Annotated in this window: 24 protein-coding genes and 2 other annotated features; of the genes, 22 read left to right on the plus strand and 2 right to left on the minus strand. The window is 31.4% G+C overall.

Features of this window, described 5'->3' with window-relative positions:
- Positions 1-20 precede the first annotated feature (20 nt).
- The 10 genes from tig to JX000_RS05500 all read left to right on the plus strand — a co-directional run bounded on the left by tig (position 21) and on the right by JX000_RS05500 (position 11088).
- The gene (tig, locus tag JX000_RS05455) at positions 21-1322 is read left to right on the plus strand and encodes a trigger factor (protein ID WP_124227826.1); all 1302 of its coding nucleotides are present in this window, start codon (positions 21-23) and stop codon (positions 1320-1322) included.
- 236 nt (positions 1323-1558) lie between these two features.
- Positions 1559-2821, plus strand: coding sequence for an ATP-dependent Clp protease ATP-binding subunit ClpX (clpX, locus tag JX000_RS05460; protein WP_124227825.1), 1263 nt, complete (start codon positions 1559-1561; stop codon positions 2819-2821).
- A gap of 156 nt (positions 2822-2977) precedes the next feature.
- Positions 2978-3565 (plus strand): ribosome biogenesis GTP-binding protein YihA/YsxC, encoded by a 588-nt coding sequence (yihA, locus tag JX000_RS05465; protein ID WP_002451775.1) that lies wholly within the window; start codon positions 2978-2980, stop codon positions 3563-3565.
- A gap of 190 nt (positions 3566-3755) precedes the next feature.
- A complete protein-coding gene (hemA, locus tag JX000_RS05470) occupies positions 3756-5102 on the plus strand; it encodes a glutamyl-tRNA reductase (RefSeq protein ID WP_002451776.1) in 1347 nt (448 codons plus the stop codon).
- 21 nt (positions 5103-5123) lie between these two features.
- Positions 5124-5936 (plus strand): cytochrome C assembly family protein, encoded by an 813-nt coding sequence (locus tag JX000_RS05475; RefSeq protein WP_206140974.1) that lies wholly within the window; start codon positions 5124-5126, stop codon positions 5934-5936.
- Positions 5937-6003: 67 nt separating this feature from the next.
- Positions 6004-6930, plus strand: a complete 927-nt coding sequence (gene hemC, locus JX000_RS05480; protein WP_124227822.1) for a hydroxymethylbilane synthase — start codon at positions 6004-6006, stop codon at positions 6928-6930.
- A gap of 21 nt (positions 6931-6951) precedes the next feature.
- Complete coding sequence (locus tag JX000_RS05485) at positions 6952-7620, plus strand: uroporphyrinogen-III synthase (RefSeq protein WP_206140975.1); 669 nt, start codon at positions 6952-6954, stop codon at positions 7618-7620.
- A 1-nt stretch (position 7621) separates the two neighbouring features.
- Positions 7622-8596, plus strand: coding sequence for a porphobilinogen synthase (hemB, locus tag JX000_RS05490; protein ID WP_206140976.1), 975 nt, complete (start codon positions 7622-7624; stop codon positions 8594-8596).
- A 31-nt stretch (positions 8597-8627) separates the two neighbouring features.
- Positions 8628-9914, plus strand: coding sequence for a glutamate-1-semialdehyde 2,1-aminomutase (gene hemL, locus JX000_RS05495; RefSeq protein ID WP_002451781.1), 1287 nt, complete (start codon positions 8628-8630; stop codon positions 9912-9914).
- Between the two features lie 109 nt (positions 9915-10023).
- Positions 10024-11088 carry an AbrB family transcriptional regulator gene (locus JX000_RS05500; RefSeq protein ID WP_206140977.1) on the plus strand — a complete coding sequence of 355 codons (1065 nt, stop codon included), beginning with the start codon at positions 10024-10026 and terminating at the stop codon, positions 11086-11088.
- Between the two features lie 70 nt (positions 11089-11158).
- On the opposite strand, the gene JX000_RS05505 is transcribed toward JX000_RS05500, so the two are convergent.
- Positions 11159-11719: a DNA-3-methyladenine glycosylase I gene (locus JX000_RS05505; protein ID WP_075778020.1), complete on the minus strand. Its 561-nt coding sequence runs from the start codon at positions 11717-11719 to the stop codon at positions 11159-11161.
- Between the two features lie 57 nt (positions 11720-11776).
- Positions 11777-12027 (plus strand) — a binding site (T-box leader).
- 42 nt (positions 12028-12069) lie between these two features.
- Here JX000_RS05505 and JX000_RS05510 point away from each other — a divergent pair.
- From JX000_RS05510 to JX000_RS05530, 5 genes are all read left to right on the plus strand, one after another.
- A complete protein-coding gene (locus JX000_RS05510) occupies positions 12070-14700 on the plus strand; it encodes a valine--tRNA ligase (protein WP_124227817.1) in 2631 nt (876 codons plus the stop codon).
- Between the two features lie 11 nt (positions 14701-14711).
- A complete protein-coding gene (locus JX000_RS05515; RefSeq protein ID WP_124227816.1) occupies positions 14712-15977 on the plus strand; it encodes a bifunctional folylpolyglutamate synthase/dihydrofolate synthase in 1266 nt (421 codons plus the stop codon).
- A 157-nt stretch (positions 15978-16134) separates the two neighbouring features.
- A complete protein-coding gene (locus tag JX000_RS05520) occupies positions 16135-16845 on the plus strand; it encodes a prepilin peptidase (protein ID WP_206140978.1) in 711 nt (236 codons plus the stop codon).
- Positions 16842-17525 (plus strand): RadC family protein, encoded by a 684-nt coding sequence (gene radC, locus JX000_RS05525; RefSeq protein ID WP_206140979.1) that lies wholly within the window; start codon positions 16842-16844, stop codon positions 17523-17525. The genes JX000_RS05520 and radC overlap by 4 nt, the downstream gene beginning before the upstream one ends.
- Positions 17526-17593: 68 nt before the next feature.
- Entirely contained in the window at positions 17594-17875 is a 282-nt protein-coding gene (locus JX000_RS05530) for a hypothetical protein (RefSeq protein ID WP_124227813.1), read from the plus strand.
- A gap of 64 nt (positions 17876-17939) precedes the next feature.
- Here the strand turns inward: JX000_RS05530 and JX000_RS05535 are convergent, their stop codons facing one another.
- Complete coding sequence (locus JX000_RS05535) at positions 17940-18119, minus strand: hypothetical protein (RefSeq protein WP_002451789.1); 180 nt, start codon at positions 18117-18119, stop codon at positions 17940-17942.
- A 161-nt stretch (positions 18120-18280) separates the two neighbouring features.
- Between JX000_RS05535 and JX000_RS05540 the strand changes: the two genes are divergently transcribed.
- The 7 genes from JX000_RS05540 to rpmA all read left to right on the plus strand — a co-directional run bounded on the left by JX000_RS05540 (position 18281) and on the right by rpmA (position 21674).
- The gene (locus tag JX000_RS05540; RefSeq protein ID WP_206140980.1) at positions 18281-18760 is read left to right on the plus strand and encodes a DUF4930 family protein; all 480 of its coding nucleotides are present in this window, start codon (positions 18281-18283) and stop codon (positions 18758-18760) included.
- A gap of 75 nt (positions 18761-18835) precedes the next feature.
- Entirely contained in the window at positions 18836-18985 is a 150-nt protein-coding gene (locus JX000_RS05545) for a hypothetical protein (RefSeq protein WP_206140981.1), read from the plus strand.
- A gap of 238 nt (positions 18986-19223) precedes the next feature.
- Complete coding sequence (gene mreC / locus JX000_RS05550; protein WP_107536324.1) at positions 19224-20066, plus strand: rod shape-determining protein MreC; 843 nt, start codon at positions 19224-19226, stop codon at positions 20064-20066.
- On the plus strand, positions 20066-20587 hold the full coding sequence (gene mreD, locus JX000_RS05555; RefSeq protein WP_107546679.1) for a rod shape-determining protein MreD: 522 nt from the start codon (positions 20066-20068) through the stop codon (positions 20585-20587). The genes mreC and mreD overlap by 1 nt, the downstream gene beginning before the upstream one ends.
- 33 nt (positions 20588-20620) lie before the next feature.
- Positions 20621-20734 (plus strand) — a sequence feature (ribosomal protein L21 leader region).
- Between the two features lie 12 nt (positions 20735-20746).
- Complete coding sequence (gene rplU / locus JX000_RS05560) at positions 20747-21055, plus strand: 50S ribosomal protein L21 (RefSeq protein WP_002451794.1); 309 nt, start codon at positions 20747-20749, stop codon at positions 21053-21055.
- Between the two features lie 2 nt (positions 21056-21057).
- The gene (locus JX000_RS05565; protein WP_002451795.1) at positions 21058-21378 is read left to right on the plus strand and encodes a ribosomal-processing cysteine protease Prp; all 321 of its coding nucleotides are present in this window, start codon (positions 21058-21060) and stop codon (positions 21376-21378) included.
- An 11-nt stretch (positions 21379-21389) separates the two neighbouring features.
- Positions 21390-21674 carry a 50S ribosomal protein L27 gene (rpmA, locus tag JX000_RS05570; RefSeq protein WP_002451796.1) on the plus strand — a complete coding sequence of 95 codons (285 nt, stop codon included), beginning with the start codon at positions 21390-21392 and terminating at the stop codon, positions 21672-21674.
- Positions 21675-21762: the final 88 nt, after the last annotated feature.

The raw sequence follows: 21762 nt of genomic DNA on the forward strand, positions 1-21762 counted from the left end.
ATTCATGGAGGTATTTATACATGACAGCAACTTGGGAAAAAAAGGAAGGTAACGAAGGATTATTAACTGTTACTGTTCCATCAGAAAAAGTAGATAAAGCATTAGATCAAGCATTTAAAAAAGTAGTAAAACAAATTAATGTACCTGGATTCCGTAAAGGTAAAGTGCCTCGTCCAATTTTTGAACAACGTTTTGGCGTTGAAGCATTATATCAAGATGCAGTAGACATTTTATTACCAGAAGCTTACGGTGAAGCTATTGATGAAACTGGTATTAATCCAGTTGCTCAACCTGAAGTTAATGTAACTCAAATTGAAAAAGGTAAAGACTTCATTTTTGAAGCTACTGTAACTGTTGAACCAGAAGTACAATTAGGTGATTACAAAGGTTTAGAAATTGAAAAACAAGATTCTGAACTAACAGATGACGAACTAGAAGAATCAATCAACCATAGTTTAGGCCACATGGCTGAAATGGTGGTTAAAGAAGATGGCGCTGTTGAAAATGGCGACACAGTTAACATTGACTTCAGTGGTTCAGTTGATGGTGAAGAATTCGAAGGTGGACAGGCTGAAGGTTACGACTTAGAAGTTGGTTCAGGTTCATTCATCCCAGGTTTCGAAGAACAATTAGAAGGCATGAAAACTGGAGAAGAAAAAGACGTTGTTGTTACATTCCCAGAAGAGTATCATGCTGAAGAATTAGCTGGAAAAGAAGCTGCTTTCAAAACAAAAGTAAATGAAATCAAATATAAAGATGTTCCAGAATTAAATGATGAAATTGCTAATGAGTTAGATGCAGAAGCTAATTCAGTTGATGAATACAAAGAAAACTTACGCAAACGTCTTGCTGAACAAAAAGCGACTGAAGCTGAAAATACTGAAAAAGAAGAAGCAATTAAAAAAGCAACAGACAATGCTACAATCGACATTCCTCAAGCAATGATCGATACTGAATTAGATCGTATGGTTCAAGAATTTGGTCAAAGAATTCAACAACAAGGATTAGATTTACAAACATATTTCCAAATTTCTGGACAAGATGAGTCTCAATTAAGAGAGCAAATGAAAGACGATGCAGAACAACGTGTTAAAACAAACTTAACATTAACTGCAATTGCTGATGCTGAAAATATCGAAGTTTCTGACGAAGATATTGATAAAGAACTAGAAAAAATGAGTGAACAATTCAACATTTCAGTTGAAGATATCAAAAATACATTAGGTAATACTGATATCGTTAAAAATGATGTTCGCATCCAAAAAGTTATCGATTTATTAAAAGACAATGCTAAATTAGTAGAAGGTAGCAAAGAAGACTAATTATTACTGTTCTATTAAAGCGATAAACAATTTAACATTGTATTGTTTTAGTAATATTGATAGGTAGGATAAATAAGATATATTATCTTGTGGGGTGGGGCCATGAGTTCAATCTGTTATAGTTTGAATTCAGTCCCACTCCTTCCTATTTTCAAGCAAATCAATTGAAATGTGATTATGTTGCATTATAGAATGCTATCTAGTATAGTCTTTATGGAATAGGGGTGTAAAAAAGAATGTTCAAATTCAATGAAGATGAAGAAAATTTAAAATGCTCTTTCTGTGGTAAAGATCAAGACCAAGTTAAGAAATTAGTTGCAGGAAGTGGCGTATATATCTGTAATGAGTGTATTGAATTATGCTCAGAAATCGTTGAAGAAGAGTTAGCACAAAATTCTTCAGAGGAATTAACAGAATTACCAACTCCTAAAGAAATTATGGATCATTTGAATGAATATGTAATCGGTCAAGAAAAAGCTAAAAAAGCTTTATCTGTAGCTGTTTATAATCATTATAAACGTATTCAACAACTAGGTCCTAATGAAGATGATGTAGAATTACAAAAAAGTAATATTGCATTAATCGGACCAACAGGTAGTGGTAAAACATTATTAGCACAAACATTAGCTAAAACTTTAAACGTACCATTTGCAATTGCAGATGCTACAAGTTTAACAGAAGCTGGCTATGTTGGTGATGATGTAGAAAATATCTTATTACGTTTAATTCAAGCGGCAGATTTTGATATTGATAAAGCTGAAAAAGGTATTATTTACGTAGATGAAATTGATAAGATTGCAAGAAAATCTGAAAATACATCTATTACACGCGATGTTTCAGGTGAAGGTGTGCAACAAGCATTACTTAAAATTTTAGAAGGTACTACTGCGAGCGTACCACCTCAAGGTGGACGTAAACATCCTAACCAAGAATTGATACAAATTGATACAACAAATATTTTATTCATCCTTGGTGGTGCTTTTGACGGAATTGATGAAGTTATTAAACGTCGTTTAGGTGAAAAAGTGATTGGTTTCGCTAGTAATGAAGCTGATAAATATGATGAAGAAGCCTTATTAGAACAAATTAGACCAGAAGATTTACAATCTTACGGTTTAATTCCTGAATTCATTGGTCGTGTACCAATTGTAGCTAATTTAGAAACTTTAGATGTTGATGCACTTAAAAATATTCTAACGCAACCTAAAAATGCGCTAGTTAAACAATATACTAAAATGTTAGAACTAGATAACGTCGAATTAGTATTTAGTGAAGAAGCATTATCTGCTATTAGTGAAAAAGCAATTGCACGTAAGACTGGTGCTAGAGGACTTCGTTCTATTATTGAAGAAGCATTAATCGATATTATGTATGACGTACCTTCATCAGAAGATGTCAATAAGGTTGTTATTACTGGACAAACAATTAATGATGAAGTTGAACCTGAATTATACGATTCAGAAGGAAACTTAATCAACGATAGTAAAACATCTGCATAATTTAATATTTTATGATTTAGGGCCACATATCATTGTGGCTCTTTTTTTATGCAGTACTTTTCCTTCAATGTATGTATTTCCTAAAACTAGGATGACATAATGATAAGAGTAATGGTAAAGTGTTAATGTGAGAAATAAGAAAAGTGAGGATCACCAATGAAAATTAATCCTAATAATATAGATTTAATTATAAGTGCTGTACAAGAAGCACAATATCCAGAAACAGATGTACCTGAGGTGGCATTAAGTGGCCGTTCAAACGTAGGTAAATCATCATTTATCAATAGTATGATAGGTCGAAAAAATATGGCTCGTACATCACAACAACCTGGTAAAACACAGACGCTGAATTTCTTTAATATAGATGATCAGCTAGTATTTGTTGATGTGCCAGGTTACGGCTATGCTAAAGTAAGTAAGGTTCAACGAGAAAAGTTTGGTAAAATGATTGAAGAGTATTTAACAACACGTCAAAAATTACAACTAGTCATTCAACTCGTTGATTTGAGACATAATCCAACTGAAGATGATGTGCTCATGTATAATTATTTAAAACATTTTGATATTCCAACTTTAATTATTTGTACTAAAGAAGATAAAATACCTAAAGGTAAAGTTCAAAAGCATTTAAATAACATCAAAAATAAATTAGATTTAGAAGAAGGAGATACTATAGTTAGCTATTCTTCTATAAAAAATAACAAGCAACAACAAATATGGGATATGATAGAGTCTTATTTATAATCATTTTAATTATTCTTAATTATTTTTTTGATATTTAGATTAAATCTGCATATTTAAATACAAATTTAACAATTTTGACAAAAAAATGAAGTCAGATTAGAATCTTTCTAATTTATTTGAGCAATGAACTTAATAATCAATACAAATGTGTTATACTAAGGTTATTGTAAGTATATGGAGGGCGTTATAAATGCATTTTATTGCAATAAGCATAAATCATCGAACTGCTAATGTAGCACTAAGAGAGCAAGTTGCTTTTAGAGATGATGCCTTACGATTAGCCCATGAAGATTTATATGAAACCAAAGCCATCTTAGAAAACGTCATTTTATCTACATGTAATCGTACCGAAGTATACGCCGTTGTTGATCAAATTCATACTGGACGTTATTACGTTCAAAGATTTTTAGCACGTAAATTTGGATTTGAAGTAGATGACATTAAAGAGATGTCAGAAGTTAAAGTGGGGGACGAAGCTGTAGAACATCTATTGCGTGTCACTTCTGGCTTAGATTCCATAGTACTTGGTGAAACACAAATACTAGGACAAATGCGTGACGCATTTTTCTTAGCACAAGAAACGGGTACAACTGGTACTATCTTTAATCATTTATTCAAGCAGGCAATTACTTTTGCTAAAAGAGCACATAGTGAAACAGATATTGCAGATAATGCAGTTAGTGTTTCATATGCTGCCGTTGAATTAGCTAAAAAGGTATTCGGAAAACTAAAATATAAACAAGCTGTCATTATTGGTGCAGGGGAAATGAGTGAATTATCACTCTTAAATCTGTTAGGGTCAGGTATTACAAATATAACTATTGTTAACAGAACGTTAAGTAAAGCAAAAGTATTAGCTGAAAAACATCAAGTTAAATTCGATTCACTAGATGCATTACCAGCTTTATTAGAACAAACAGATATTGTAATTAGTTCTACAAGTTCAGAGTCATATATCATTACTAATGATTTAATTGATTCAATAGCTAATCAACGTAAATTAGACGCTTTATTATTAGTTGATATTGCAGTTCCAAGAGATATCGAACCTGGTATTGATGCCATCAATAATATATTTAATTACGATGTTGATGACTTAAAAGGACTGGTTGATGCGAACTTAAGAGAACGTCAATTAGCAGCACAGACAATAGCTGATCAAATACCTAGCGAAATAGCTAGTCATAATGATTGGGTTAATATGTTAGGTGTTGTACCAGTTATTAGAGCTTTACGTGAAAAAGCAATGAACATTCAATCTGAAACAATGGATAGTATTGATAGAAAATTACCAGATTTATCAGAGAGAGAAAGAAAGATTATCTCTAAGCATACTAAAAGCATTATTAATCAAATGTTAAAAGACCCTATTAAGCAGGCTAAAGAATTAAGTAGTGATAAGAAAAGTAACGAAAAATTAGAGCTCTTTCAAAGCATTTTTGACATAGAAGCTGATAACCCTTATGAACAGGCGAGACAACATAAAGAAAATAAGGCTAAAGAAATTTCAGCACGTCGAATTTTTAGTTTTGAATAAGCATATTAATATGGTGATGATATGCAAGAAAACCTGTTTATTCGATTTCATGAAATAATATTAATCATATATTTAATTAGCATTGTTTGCTATTTTCTAGATTTTGTACGCAAAAGTCATAAGATTAGAGTATTTGGCATATATACATTGGGGATTGTTTGGGTATTACAAACAATCTCTTTATCTGTTTTTATTATACAAACAAAACATGCTCCATTAGGATCACTGTTTGATGTATTTTTCTCACTTACGTGGATTATAATCTCTTTATCACTCATTTTGAATGTGATAAAAGCATTAAATTTTTCTGTGTTCTTTTTAAATTTAATTGGTTTTGTATTAATGGCAATGAATACATTTCAGCCGGATCGGTATCATAGTCAAGTACAACAAGTGGCAGTTATAAACGAATTGTTACTTGTCCATATTGGTTTGGCAATTTTGAGCTATGCATTCTTTGCTTTAGCTTTCGTAAATTGTTTACTTTATATCATTCAATATCGTAATTTGAAAGAAAAGAATTTTGATCAGAAGTATTTTAGAATAGGCAGTGTAGCTACATTAGAGTCCATTGTCTTTTTCACCACTTTGGCAGGATGGATTATACTTATATTTAGTATTATCCTGGGAGCACAATGGGGTGTATTTTCAGTAGGTCAACAAATATTTATTGATCCAAAAGTTATTTTTTCTTCAGTTATTACACTATTGTATGGTATTTATTTAATATTTAGAGTGAAAAAGATTATCAATCAAAAGAATCTTATATGTTTTAATATTATTTTATTCTGTTTATGTATGTTCAACTTATTTTTCACTACACATTTTTCGTAAATTAGCTTGTAGTGTTTATTGATAGGTTGGAAAAGAGAACGAGTGTTTTTCTAGGAGGCAGCAAAACATGCGCAAGTTAGTAGTAGGATCAAGAAGAAGTAAACTAGCTTTAACTCAGAGTCAGCAATTTATTGATAAATTGAAACAGGTACGTCCTGACTTGGATATTGAAATTAAGGAAATAGTTACTAAAGGTGATCGTATTGTAGATAAGCAATTATCTAAGGTTGGTGGTAAAGGTTTATTTGTTAAAGAAATTCAAAATGAATTGTTTGAAAAACAAATTGATATGGCTATTCATTCATTAAAAGATGTACCTAGTGTGATTCCTGAAGGATTAACATTAGGCTGTATACCTGATAGAGAGGTCCCTTTTGATGCTTATATCTCCAAAAATCATACACCTTTAAGAGAATTACCTGAAGGTAGCATTATTGGAACAAGCTCACTAAGAAGAGGCGCTCAAATTTTATCTAAGTATCCTCATCTAGAAATCAAATGGATACGAGGTAACATTGATACAAGATTGCAAAAACTTGAAACAGAAGACTACGATGCTATTATCCTAGCAGCAGCTGGTTTAAGACGAATGGGTTGGTCTGATGATATCGTAACAACCTATTTAGATAAAGATATTTTACTACCAGCTATCGGTCAAGGTGCACTTGGTATTGAATGCAGAAGTGATGATGAAGAATTATTAGAACTATTAAAAGAGGTTCATAATAAAGATGTTGAAAAATGCGTTACAGCAGAAAGAACATTTTTAGCCGAAATGGATGGAAGTTGCCAAGTACCAATTGGTGGATATGCAACAATTAATAGTCAACAGCAAATCGAATTTACTGGACTAATTATGACACCTGATGGAACAGAACGATATGAACATACAGCTATTGGCGAATCTCCAACAGCATTAGGTAAAGAAGTAAGCCGTGTTCTAAAAGAACAAGGCGCATATGAAATTATTAGAAAATTAAATGAAGAACAATAATCTTCGAGGTGACTATTTAAAATGAAACCAGTTGTAGTTATGACGCAAACAAGTGAAATTCAAAGTGATTTGGTTACGATTATTCACAAACCATTTATAGATATAAAACCACTTGAATTTGATTCGCGTTTGTTAAAAGATAACTATGACTGGCTTATTTTTTCGTCTAAAAACGCGGTTAAGTTCTTTTCACCTTATATGCATGTTGTTAATTTCAAAAAAATTGCAGTTGTTGGTGAAAAAACGGCTCAATATTGTCGCGCATTAAAAATTCCTGTAGATTTAATTCCACAAGATTACTCACAAGAAGGGTTGATTAATCAATTTCAAAAATATAATCAAAGAATATTAATACCTTCTAGTAAACAAGCACGGCCTCTATTGAGAGATACATTAGCTCGTAATAATAATGTTGTTAAAATTGATTTGTACGAGCCAGTACCACATTACAAACATATAGATGAAGTTAAATCATTAATTTTTAATAGCAAAATTGATGCATTAACATTTTCAAGTTCATCTTCAGTACGTTATTATTTTAATGAAGACCCAATACCTAAGTTTGATTACTATTTTGCAATAGGCAAGCAAACAGCAAATACACTACATTCATATAATCAACCAGCTATTGTTGCAAATAAACAAACGTTAGAGTCATTGATAGACAAAGTAGTAGAAAGTAGGGACTAAAATGAAATTTGATAGACATAGAAGACTTCGTTCTTCTCAAACAATGAGAGACATGGTTCGCGAAACACATGTAAGAAAAGAAGATTTAATTTACCCAATTTTTGTAGTTGAAAAAGATGATGTTAAAACTGAAATCAAATCATTACCTGGTGTATATCAAATCAGTTTAAATTTATTACACAATGAAATTAAAGAAGCGTATGACTTAGGTATTAGAGCAATTATGTTCTTTGGTGTACCAAACGATAAAGATGATGTTGGTTCTGGTGCATATGATCATAATGGAGTAGTGCAAGAAGCAACACGCATTGCTAAAAAAATGTATAGTGACTTATTGATTGTTGCTGACACATGTCTATGTGAATATACTGATCATGGTCACTGTGGTGTGATTAACGACCACACACATGATGTAGATAACGATAAATCATTACCATTACTAGTCAAAACAGCAATTTCTCAAGTAGAAGCAGGTGCAGATATCATTGCACCAAGTAATATGATGGATGGATTTGTTACTGAAATTAGACAAGGACTTGATGATGCCGGCTATCAAAATGTACCAATCACGAGTTATGGTATTAAATATGCATCAAGTTTCTTTGGGCCATTCAGAGACGCTGCTGATTCAGCGCCTTCTTTCGGCGATCGTAAAACATATCAAATGGATCCTGCCAACCGTTTAGAGGCATTGAGAGAACTTGAAAGTGACTTAAAAGAAGGTTGTGACATGATGATTGTTAAACCTGCTTTAAGTTATTTAGATATCGTTAGAGATGTTAAAAATCATACTAATGTTCCTGTTGTTGCATACAATGTTAGTGGTGAATATAGTATGACAAAAGCTGCTGCATTAAATGGTTGGATTGATGAAGAAAAGATTGTGATGGAACAAATGGTTTCAATGAAACGTGCCGGTGCAGATATGATTATTACTTATTTTGCTAAAGATATTTGTCATTATTTAGATAAATAACAAAGAGGATAATAAAGAGGAGGCAACATTTATGGGATATGAAAAATCAATTAAAGCAATGGAAATTGCTGAAGATTTAATGCCTGGCGGTGTAAATAGTCCAGTACGTGCTTTTAAATCAGTGGACACACCTGCAATTTTTATGGATCATGCAGAAGGTTCAAAAATATATGATATTGACGGTAATGAATATATTGATTATGTGTTAAGTTGGGGGCCGCTTATTTTAGGGCATAAAAATAAACAAGTTATCGAAAATCTTCATAAGGCAGTGGATAATGGCACTAGTTTTGGTGCCTCTACATTACAAGAAAATAAACTAGCACAATTAGTAATTGATAGAGTACCTTCAATTGAAAAAGTTAGAATGGTATCTTCAGGCACAGAAGCTACATTAGATACATTAAGATTAGCGCGTGGTTATACTGGACGCAATAAAATTGTTAAATTTGAAGGCTGTTACCACGGACATAGCGATTCATTATTAATTAAAGCTGGCTCAGGTGTGGCAACATTAGGTTTACCTGATTCACCTGGTGTACCTGAAGGCATTGCTAAAAATACAATAACTGTGCCATATAATGATTTAGATTCATTACGTTTGGCTTTTGAAAAATATGGTGATGATATCGCTGGAGTTATTGTTGAACCAGTTGCTGGTAATATGGGTGTAGTGCCACCTGTGGAAGGTTTTTTACAAGGATTAAGAGACATTACTAATGAATACGGTTCTTTATTGATTTTTGATGAAGTTATGACTGGCTTTAGAGTTGGTTATAACTGTGCCCAAGGTTATTTTGGTGTCACACCAGATTTAACATGTTTAGGCAAAGTAATAGGTGGTGGTTTACCTGTTGGAGCGTTTGGCGGTAAAAAAGAGATTATGGACCATATTGCACCAGTAGGCAATATTTATCAAGCAGGTACTTTATCAGGTAATCCATTAGCAATGACAAGTGGATATGAAACACTTAGTCAATTGACACCTGAATCATATGATTATTTTAATGAACTTGGAGATTTACTTGAAAAAGGATTAAAAGAAGTCTTTGCTAAGCATCAAGTTCCTATCACTGTTAATAGAGCTGGCTCAATGATTGGTTATTTCTTAAATGAAGGGCCAGTCACAAACTTTGAACAAGCCAATAAAAGTGACTTGAAATTATTTAGTGAGATGTATAGAGAAATGGCAAAAGAAGGCGTATTCTTACCACCATCTCAATTTGAAGGCACTTTCTTATCAACGGCGCATACTCAAGAAGATATTGAAAAAACAATTCAAGCATTTGATAATTCATTAAGTCGTATTGTAAAATAAAAATTAAATTAATGATATTTTAGCCTGGGATATCTCATTATACCCAGGCTCTTAATTTATATAAGTAAATTTCACATCATTTCACACATTTATAAAAGGTAGTGTGCGTATGAAAATAATATATAGAAATAACCTAATTATATTAGCATTATCCATTTTTATAAGTTTGCTATTAAAGGTATCACATATATTATTACCTTTTATGTTCGGGCCCATTATAGCGGCTATAATATGTATAAAAATATTTAAATTAAACATTAAATGGCCGTTTTGGATCAGTCAAATTGGGTTGATTTGTTTAGGTGTTCAAATAGGATCAACATTCACTAGAACTGTCATAAAAGATATTCAAGCAAGTTGGTTAACAATTATTCTTGTATCAGTTCTTTTGCTCGTATTAGCACTATTAATCGCATTATTATTTAAGAAGATTGCAGATGTAAATACCGAAACAGCTGTACTAAGTGTCATTCCGGGTGCTTTAAGCCAAATGTTAGTCATGGCAGAGGAAGATAAAAAGGCGAATATTTTAGTTGTTAGTTTAACACAAACATCAAGAATTATTTTCGTTGTTATTTTAGTACCTTTAATTTCATATTTCTTTCAAAATGATCATAGTAGCGGAGAACCAATAGTTAAAGCGAAACCGTTAACAGATATTTTAAACATTTGGCAATTTATATTTCTTGTGTTAGCAATCATTGTAGTTTATTGGATAATGGCTAAGATCAATTTTCCAACAAAACAATTATTGGCACCAATTATAGTCTTAATCATTTGGAATATTACGACTGATATAACATTTGCATTAGATAATTGGTTACTAGCATCAGCACAAGTAGTGTATATGATTCGAATAGGGTTACAGATTGCTCGTTTGCTTTCAGACTTGAAAGGTAGAATAGCCGTAGCGATTGCGTTTCAAAATATAATGCTTATATTAAGTGCTTTCGTAATGGTTTGTATCTTACATTTATTTACACATGATTCAATCAACGAGTTGTTTTTAGGCGCAGCACCAGGTGGTATGAGTCAAATAGTATTAGTTGCGATTGAAACAGGTGCAGATGTGGCTATGATATCGAGTTATCATATATTTAGAATCTTCTTTATTTTGTTTTTAATCGCACCATTAATTAATTACTTTTTGAAATATAGAGCTAAACGGTCGTAGATATTTAATAGAATTAAAAGACGTATATCAAATGCTTATTGAGAAAGCTATGATATACGTCTTTTAAATTTTAATCATGTTTTGGTTTTTGAGGGCAATCCTTTAAATGCGCATCATATAATCCAGCTGCCTCTAAGAATGAAAATACTGTTACGGGTCCTAGGAATTTAAAACCATATTTTTTTAAATCTTTGGAAATTGCTTTAGCACGGTCATCTACCGTAATACGATCTTCAGGCTTTACATATCCCATGTCGATAGGTTTACCATCAACATAAGACCATAAAAACGTACTGAAACTACCATAATCCTTCTCAATTTCTAAATAACCTTTCGCTTGTGCAATAATAGCTTCTAATTTCTTTCTGTGATGGACAATATTAGGAAATGTCATTAAGTTGTCGACATCTTGTTCAGTCATTGCCGCTATCTTTTTAGGTTCAAACTGATAAAATGCCTCTTCATAAGCGGATTTCTTTTTTAGTATCGTAAGCCAAGATAGACCAGCATGTTGAGATTCTAGAGCCAATAGTTTAAATAAATCTTTACTATCGTACATCGGTTGACCCCAAACTTGATCATGATATTCTATATAAATTGGATCTTTGGTACCAAAGGCACAAGGGTTCATAAAATTCCTCCTAATAGATTGACTTATGCGAATTTCCATTATACTATAATTAAGTAAATGAATATAACATTTGGGAAGAGTAGGTTTTAATTATTTTTTAGAGAGTGTATGGTTGGTGAAAATACACAATAATTACTACTGAAGGTAGCCCACTTAGTCCTTTTGCTGATTGAACGAAGAAAAGAGTAGGCAAAAGCGTGTTTGAGCGTTAATCAAATTCTAGAGTGCTCGAAAGTAGAAGGTTGAGACATATACAGACTAACTACTTTCTTGAATATAGGTGGTACCACGGAACATCCGTCCTATGTATATAGGATGGGTGTTTTTTATTTTTGAGGAGGATTTACTTTATGGAAATGAAGCCGAAATATAATCCACGCGAAGTAGAAGCTGGAAGATATGATGAATGGGTAAAAAATGGTTATTTCAAACCATCAGAAGACACTAATAAAGAAACATATACAATCGTTATTCCACCACCAAATGTAACTGGTAAATTACATTTAGGTCATGCTTGGGATACAACATTACAAGATATCATTACACGCATGAAACGTATGCAAGGTTTTGACACTTTATATTTACCTGGTATGGATCACGCTGGTATCGCTACACAAGCTAAAGTAGAAGCTAAACTAAATGAACAAGGTATTTCACGTCATGATATTGGTCGTGAAAAATTCTTAGAACAAGCTTGGGATTGGAAAGAAGAATATGCGTCCTTCATTCGTAAACAATGGGCTAAATTAGGGTTAGGTTTAGATTATAGTAGAGAACGTTTTACTTTGGATGACGGTTTAAGTAAAGCTGTTAAAAAAGTATTTGTTGATCTTTATAACAAAGGTATTATTTATAGAGGCGAACGTATAATCAACTGGGATCCTCAAGCTCGTACGGCTTTATCTGATATTGAAGTGATTCATGAAGATGTACAAGGTGCATTTTATCATTTTAAATATCCATATGCTGATGGAGATGGATATATTGAAATCGCTACAACACGCCCAGAAACGATGTTAGGTGATACAGCTATTGTTGTTAACCCAAATGACGAGAGATACAAAGATGTTATTGGCAAAAAGGTGATATTACCAATTGTTGGTAGAGAATTACCTATATTAGCAGATGAATATGTAGATATCGATTTTGGTTCGGGTGCTATGAAAGTAACGCCGGCACATGATCCTAATGACTTTGAAATTGGTCAACGTCATCAATTAGAAAACATTATCGTTATGGACGAAAAAGGTCACATGAATCATCATGCTGGTAAATATGAAGGACTTGAGCGTTTTGAATGTCGTAAACAATTAGTTGAAGACTTAAAAGAACAAGGTTTGGTTATTAAGATTGAGGAACATATGCATTCTGTTGGTCATTCTGAACGTTCTGGTGCAGTAGTAGAACCTTATTTATCTACACAATGGTTTGTTAAAATGAAACCTTTAGCACAACGTGCTTTAGATAATCAAAAAACCGATGATCGTATTGATTTTTACCCACCTAGATTTGAAAATACATTTAATCGATGGATGGAAGAAATCAGAGATTGGACAATTTCAAGACAACTTTGGTGGGGGCATCAAATTCCTGCTTGGTATCACAATGAAACTGGCGAAGTCTACGTAGGTGAAAATGCACCAGAAGATATAGAAAATTGGACTCAAGATGAAGATGTTTTAGATACTTGGTTCTCAAGTGCTTTATGGCCATTCTCAACTCTAGGTTGGCCAGACGTAGATGCAGAAGATTTTAAACGTTACTTCCCAACTAATGCATTAGTAACAGGCTATGATATTATTTTCTTCTGGGTTGCACGTATGATATTTCAAGGATTAGAGTTCACAGACCGTAGACCATTTAATGATGTTCTGTTACATGGATTAGTTAGAGCGGAAGACGGTAGAAAAATGAGTAAATCTTTAGGTAACGGTGTGGATCCTATGGATGTTATTGATGAATATGGTGCTGATAGTTTAAGATACTTCCTTGCCACAGGTTCTGCACCTGGACAAGATTTACGTTACTCAACTGAAAAGGTTGAATCAGTATGGAATTTCATTAACAAAATATGGAATGCAGCAAGATTTAGTTTAATGAATATTGGTGAAGATTTTAATGTAGAAGATATTGATTTATCAGGAAACTTATCTTTAGCAGATAAATGGATATTAACGCGTCTAAATGAAACAATCGCTACAGTTACAGATTTAAGTGATAAATATGAGTTTGGTGAAGTGGGTCGAGCACTATATAATTTCATTTGGGATGAATTCTGTGATTGGTATATTGAAATGAGTAAAATACCTATGAATGGCGAGGATGAAGACCAAAAACAAACGACACGTTCTGTATTAAGTTATGTGTTAGATCGTATTATGAGAATGTTACATCCATTTATGCCATTTGTTACAGAGAAAATTTGGCAAAGTTTACCTCATGAAGGCGAAACAATTGTTCAATCATCTTGGCCAACAGTAGATAAGGAACTTATGTTTGATGATAGTAAGCAAACAATGCAACAATTAGTTGAAATTATCAAATCAATTAGACAATCTCGATTAGAAGTTAATACACCATTATCTAAAGCCATTCCTATTATGATTCAGGCTAAAGATAGTAATATTCAATCAACATTAACAGATAATGCTGATTATATTGAACGATTCTGTCATCCTAGTGAATTGACAATCAATGTTGATATAGACATTCCTGAGAAAGCAATGACATCTGTAGTGTTAGCAGGTAAAGTCATCTTACCTTTAGAAGGTTTAATTGATATGAATAAAGAAATTGCACGTTTAGAAAAAGAATTAGATAAATTACAGAGTGAATTAGACCGTGTGGATAAGAAATTGGCCAATGAAAACTTTGTCAATAAAGCACCTGAAAAAATTATTAATGAAGAAAAAGAAAAACAAAAACATTACAAAGAAAAGTATGATGGTGTTAAAGCAAGAATTGAACAATTAAAAGCATAGGAGTATGTATCATGAATTACCTAGATAGCTTGTATTGGATACATGAAAGAACTAAGTTTGGCATCAAACCAGGCGTTAAACGTGTGGAATGGATGCTAGAAAAACTAAATAACCCACAGCAACATATTAAAGGCATACACGTAGGCGGTACAAATGGAAAAGGATCGACAGTAGCTTATTTAAGAGCCGCATTGGTTGAAAATAACTATGAAGTTGGTACTTTTACATCTCCGTTTATTGAAACTTTTAATGAACGTATTAGTTTAAATGGATATCCCATTTCAAATGATGAAATTGTTGAGTTAGTTTCTCGTGTTAAACCAGTAAGTGAATCGTTAGAAGTTGAAACTGAGTTAGGGAATGCAACAGAGTTTGAAATTATTACTACAATGATGTTTTTATACTTTGGTGAAATACACCCTGTTGACTTTGTTATTATTGAAGCGGGCTTAGGTATTAAAAACGATTCAACCAATGTATTTAATCCAATTATGTCTATTTTAACAAGTATAGGTTTAGATCATACTGATATTTTAGGCAACACCTATTTAGATATAGCCAAAGACAAAGGCGATATCATTAAACCTAATACACCAGTTATTTATTCAGTGAAAAATGAAGATGCTTTAAAATATATTAGAGACTATGCAGTAGAACAAAATGCAACACCTATTGAGTTAGATAGAGAAATTATAGTAATTTCTCAAGATGATGAATTTACTTATAGATATAAAGATTACGAACTTGAAACAATTATTTTAAATATGTTGGGTGAACATCAAAAAGAAAATGCATCATTAGCTATAACAGCATTAATTGAATTAAACGAAGCTGGAATTATAGAACTTGATTTCAATAAAATGATAGATGGTATTGAGTCAGTCAATTGGATAGGTAGAATTGAACAAGTCAAAGAACATCCATTAATGATAATTGATGGTGCGCATAATAATGAAAGTGTAGACGCATTGATTGATACGATTAAACAATATTATGGTCGTGATCAAATTGATATATTATTTTCTGCAATTAAAGGGAAACCTATTTGTGACATGTTAAACAAATTGGAAGACATTGCGTCTCACTTTTATATCACTGATTTTGATTTTCCAAAAGCCTTATCAAAAGAAGAAATAGCAGAAAATATCAATAGAGATAACGTTGAGCTAGTAGATGATTATGTAGAATTTTTAGAGAATTATGATGGAAAAGGTCTAATTATCACAGGTAGTTTATATTTTATTAGCGAAGTTAAATCTAAAACAAATTTTGATTAACTAATAATATTCAAAAAATAAAGCCAAGGTTTCTAAAAAAATTAGAAATCTTGGCTCTTTTGTTAATTATGGAGCTTATTTCACCTATAATTATAAAAAAATGATAATATGTATTTTATTTTAATGTTGTGATATAATTGCTTTGAAAGGAGTAGTCATGCTTATTTATACATATGTATCCTCGATATTATTTAGCTTTTTATATCAACTTTCTGCAAATGATCACTTCGATAAGCGATACTTAAAATTAAGATCCAAATGTGATTATTGTAAAAGCAAATTAAAATATTATGATTTCATTCCAATTTTTAGTTTCCTTATTTTAAAAGGTAAGTCGAGATGTTGTAAGCAACCTTTAAAATATAGTTATTTGATAGGTGAGTTACTTGCGATACTTCCAATATTGCTTATTTATTACCAATTAATTAATATCAATCCTCAGTTTTATTTAACGATTTTTCTGTTTTTATTGGTTATGTCAATTAATGATATTGAAGATTATTGTATTAGCTTAATTTTCTTAATGATCTTCACAACTGTTTTATTATTTACGACTCCAATCTTTCTAAATACTTTTCTCCTTACATTTATTATTAGTCACCTATTCTTTATTTTAATGTATCGTTATATCGGTTATGGTGATATCCTTCTATTTAACATTCTATCTTTATTCTTACCAATAAACTTCATGTTTTACCTTTTTCTTTTCACTTTTATGATTGGTGGCATATTAAGCATTATTATTAAAATATTTTTCAACCACAATATTAAATATGTTCCTCTTATTCCATTTATCTTTTTATCTTTTGTTTTTGTTTCATCCTTTTATCCATCATTGACGGAAATAATGGGAGGTGTTCCTTTTTGAGGATTAAAGAAATGGCTAATTCGGAGAAACCACGTGAACGATTAGTGTCCAATGGCGCTGCATCATTATCAAACTCAGAATTATTAGCAATACTTATTAATACAGGTAGAAAGGGATGTTCTAGTATTGAAATTGCCAATGAATTATTAAGTGGTATAACCACGTTGAAAGAATTGAAAAAGTTATCAATTAACGATTTAATCAAAGTCAAAGGTATTGGTTATCATAAAGCTATAACATTAAAGGCTGCATTTGAAATAGGGGAACGGATAAATAGTGTATCTCAACAGGAAGTATTTAAAATTACTTGTCCTGTTGATGTCGCAGATCTGATGATGTCGAAGCTTAAAGATTTACAGCAAGAACATTTTTATGTGCTTTTATTGAATTCCAAAAATATTGTTATCAAACAACGATGTGTCTTTGTAGGAACATTGAATAGTTCTATCATTCACCCTAGAGAAATTTTTAATGTTGCTATTAAAGAATCTTGTAATTCGATGATTGTTGTTCATAATCATCCATCAGGTGATGTTACGCCTTCAGAAGAAGATATTAATACGACAATTAGATTAAGAGACTGTGGAATGATATTGGGTATTAATGTATTGGATCATATTATTATTGGCGATAATCAGTTTACAGGTTTAGTAGAGTGTGGTTACTTTGATAATGAATAGTTTTCACCTAGAATAAATAGAATTGGAATAGTATAATAGGTGAAAATAGACATCAGGGGGTCATTAAATTGACTATATTTCTAATTATTGGAGTACTCATTCCCATTATTTTTATCATGCGATTAAATGCTAAAAATCAAAAAATGACAATAAAACTTTTTTTATACACTATAGGACTGTCAATTTTAGGGATTGTAGTGACTACTGTCATTGGAACAATAGTATCTCATTCACATGCATCTATTGGTTTAGTTATATTAGGTTCAATAATTGTAGGTGTAATTTGGGGTGTTTTACTAGGATTAAGTTATATTTTCTTTAGATTTTTATCTACTACTTTCAAAAAATAAATTTACTAAAAAAGCTATGAGAAATTAACGCATTGTTTTTGCATTGATTCCCATAGCTTTTATATTATTGAATATATGCGATTAATTTATCATAATTATCCATTAGCCAAATAATTCCTTGATAAGCAAGATAAATACATAATAGTATTATACCAACAGATATTAAAAAGCGGATGATAGATATACCTACTCTAAATAGTAAAATAACAAGTAATACAATTAATATAATTGATAATAAACTCATTATGGAAAACCTCCTAACGCCATGAAACTCATATTAATATTATACTAAAGTTGATTATTGAATACATCCGTCTATAGGTACAACTATGATACTTCCTTAGACCTATATATTTTTCACTAATAATTTTATATAATAACTTAAATGGAAAAGGAGGATATATTATGAGGTTCTTATTCAGCATAATAAAAAATATTATAGCAGTTATCGCTATTTTAATCATTATTTATATCGCATTAAAGTATGCGCCTTTTTTAAGAGACCAAGAGTGGAATCCAATTAGCAATCCTCCAAATCAGACTGAGCAAAATATGGACTTTCCAAATAACAATACAAAGCAACCACAACATGGAAAAAGATATTCAATAGAAGATAATGATATAATTAAGAACGTACCTACAAGTCAAATTAAAAATGTATTTAATATGATAAATAAAAAAGAATTTATGTCAGTATCAGGAATAGGTAGAATGGGATATAATGATGAATATTTAGCTGGTCAAAGAGGTGATGAATTCATTATTTATAAATTCGGTTCTGATTCAATCAGAGTTTATAATAATGAGTTTGAAATGCAACAGGATTTACATGAACTGGGCCAAAATATTGATTTAAAAAATGAACAGGCATATGAAAATAATTAGATTCACATGTTTGAAATCCTTATTCAAATACGTTAGCCTTTATATAGAGTAAAATGATAAAGGTTGGTGTGGACAATGGTTGAAAAATCAAAAGAAATACGTGCCAACGAACAAGCTAAAGCGCAAAATCTATTTGCACGTTGGAGAAAAGAAGAGACACTTTATAGTGAAGATGAGAAAAAAGAGAGAAAGAAACAAGAAAAACAACAAAAAGAGAACGAATAGAGTAACGCACTAAAGACTACCAACTCACGACAAGTTGGTAGTCTTTTACTTATCCTTTATAATATATTAGTAGATCATTACCTTAATAAATATTGATAAATTGCAAGTTGCTTTCTTCAATAGTAAATGATTATGATATAAAATGATTTTATTAAGCGTTAGTGCTTTATTTCATTTCAGCAGTAATATAGAATAGTGAGGAAGAATAAATTTTAAAGTTTTATAAGAGGTGTTCTGGGTGCTTAAATTTTTTAAAAATAACAAACTCATTGTTGTTTTATGTGCAATTATTGTTTTTATTGCATTGATTGGTTTGTCTATTCGCTCTCAAACTCAATCACCTCCCGAGCAATATGTAGGAGATTCTGTTTCATTTGGTCAACGAGTGATGAGTTATCCTGTAAATTTTGTTACTGGAGCAATTGGTAATATTTTTAATATGGGTGAATCGAAAAAAACTAAAAACAAAGTCAAACAATTAGAAGCTAAAAATCAACGTCTAGAGGCTGAAAACAAGAAGTTTAAAAAGGAATTAGATATGAAAGATATATCTAAATATGATCCGATTTCTACTACTGTTATAGCAAGAAATCCAGACCAATGGATGAATACTATAGTGATTGATAAAGGTTCTAAAGCTGGTATCAAAAATAATATGGCTGTTATGACATCTGAAGGGTTAATTGGAAGAACTACTAAAGTAAATCAATTTTCTTCACAAGTCGATTTGATTTCAACGAATACAAGAGCAGGTAAATTATCAGTTAATATACAACATAAATCTAAAAATGTATTTGGTTTAATAGATCATTACGATGCGAAAAACGAAGAATTAGTTATTAGTGATATCAATAATAAAGATAGTATTTCTAAAGGCGATAAAGTTGTAACAAGTGGTTTAGCAGATCAACTTCCAAGTAGTTTATACATAGGTGAAGTGACAAGTGTAGAGAATGATCAATATGGTTTAGCTAAAGAAGTAAGAGTAAAAACAGGTGCAGATTTATCAGATTTAAATCATGTATATGTTGCTAAGCGAGACGCTTCTTCACTTCCTAAAGATGAAAGCGGGGATAACTAATGCGAGGAATATATTATTTCTTGATTGGTATTCTACTTTTTTATATTGATACTATTATTGGTTTAGTCATTCCTATGCACTTTGGTAAAATTGATGTCATTTTTGTACCACACTTAACTTTAATGTATTTGTTAATTTTAACCATTTATCGTAGTTTTGGTGTGGCTTTAGTTCTAGCCATATTTTTGGGTTTAATTACTGATTTATATTATGGAAGCATTTATGGCCTATACATGTTTGGTTATATATTAGCTGTAGTGGTCATGGATAGATGCTTTAAAATATTCTATAAAGATAAAGTCATGATATTTATTATTATTTTGGTAAGTACCATTTTAATAGAAATATATGTGGCGTTAATTTACGGATTGATTGGATTTATACAATTTAACCTAATTGAATTCTTATTGCTTAGATTATTACCAACATTTATAGTTAATTTATTACTGTTAACAATTTTATTTCCTCTCATGTTAAAATTTTTGAGGAAAATACAAATCAAGATTGACAGTAGGATATAAGTAATGGTAAGATGCAGTAGTTGAGTAGTTTCAGGCTACATACAACCGCTCAAATATAGGTCGAAGTACAAATTGTATTTTAATTAATGATGACATTTATTAAAATCACGAATATGTCACCTATATATGGCGTGACTTATTATATAGGAGGTGCAAAGTATGTTTGCTATTATTGAAACAGGTGGAAAACAAATCAAAGTAGAAGAAGGACAAGAAATTTACGTTGAAAAATTAGACGTAAATGAAGGTGATTCTTTCACATTTGATAAAGTATTATTTGTAGGTGGAGATTCAGTTAAAGTTGGTGCGCCAACAGTAGAAGGTGCAACAGTTACTGCAACAGTTAATAAAAACGGTCGTGGTAAAAAAATCACTGTATTCACATACAAACGTCGTAAAGACTCTAAACGTAAAAAAGGCCATCGTCAACCATATACAAAATTAACTATCGATAAAATTAACGCGTAATAATGATTACTGTTGATATTACAGTTAATGATGAAGGCAAAGTAACAGATGTCGTTATGGATGGTCATGCTAATCAAGGTGAATATGGTCATGACATTGTCTGTGCTGGTGCCTCAGCCGTATTATTTGGTAGTGTTAATGCAATTATGGGATTGACGTCAGAAAAGCCGGACATCGATTATAACGATGACGGAGGTCATTTTCATATAAGAAGTGTTGATACAAATAACGATGAAGCTCAATTAATTCTGAAAGCAATGCTTGTATCTTTACAAACTATTGAAGAAGAATATAATGAAAATATCAGATTAAATTATAAGTGAGGTGTATCCCGATGTTAAAATTAAACTTACAGTTCTTCGCATCTAAAAAAGGGGTAAGTTCTACAAAAAACGGACGTGACTCTGAATCTAAACGTTTAGGTGCTAAACGTGCTGACGGTCAATACGTAACAGGTGGTTCAATTCTTTATCGCCAACGTGGTACTAAAATTTACCCTGGTGAAAATGTAGGTCGTGGTGGCGATGATACATTATTCGCTAAAATCGACGGCGTTGTTAAATTTGAACGCAAAGGTCGCGACAAAAAACAAGTTTCTGTATATGCAGTAGCTGAATAATTTTGTCTAGTTAACACCAGAAGTGAAGGCTTCTGGTGTTTTCTTTTGTTTAAAATCTTATTCTGAAGTAAAAAAGTTATCACATTAA

It is taken from the genome of Staphylococcus sp. SB1-57, from assembly GCF_017086425.1.
In the GTDB taxonomy this organism is placed as follows: Bacteria; Bacillota; Bacilli; order Staphylococcales; family Staphylococcaceae; genus Staphylococcus; species Staphylococcus warneri_A.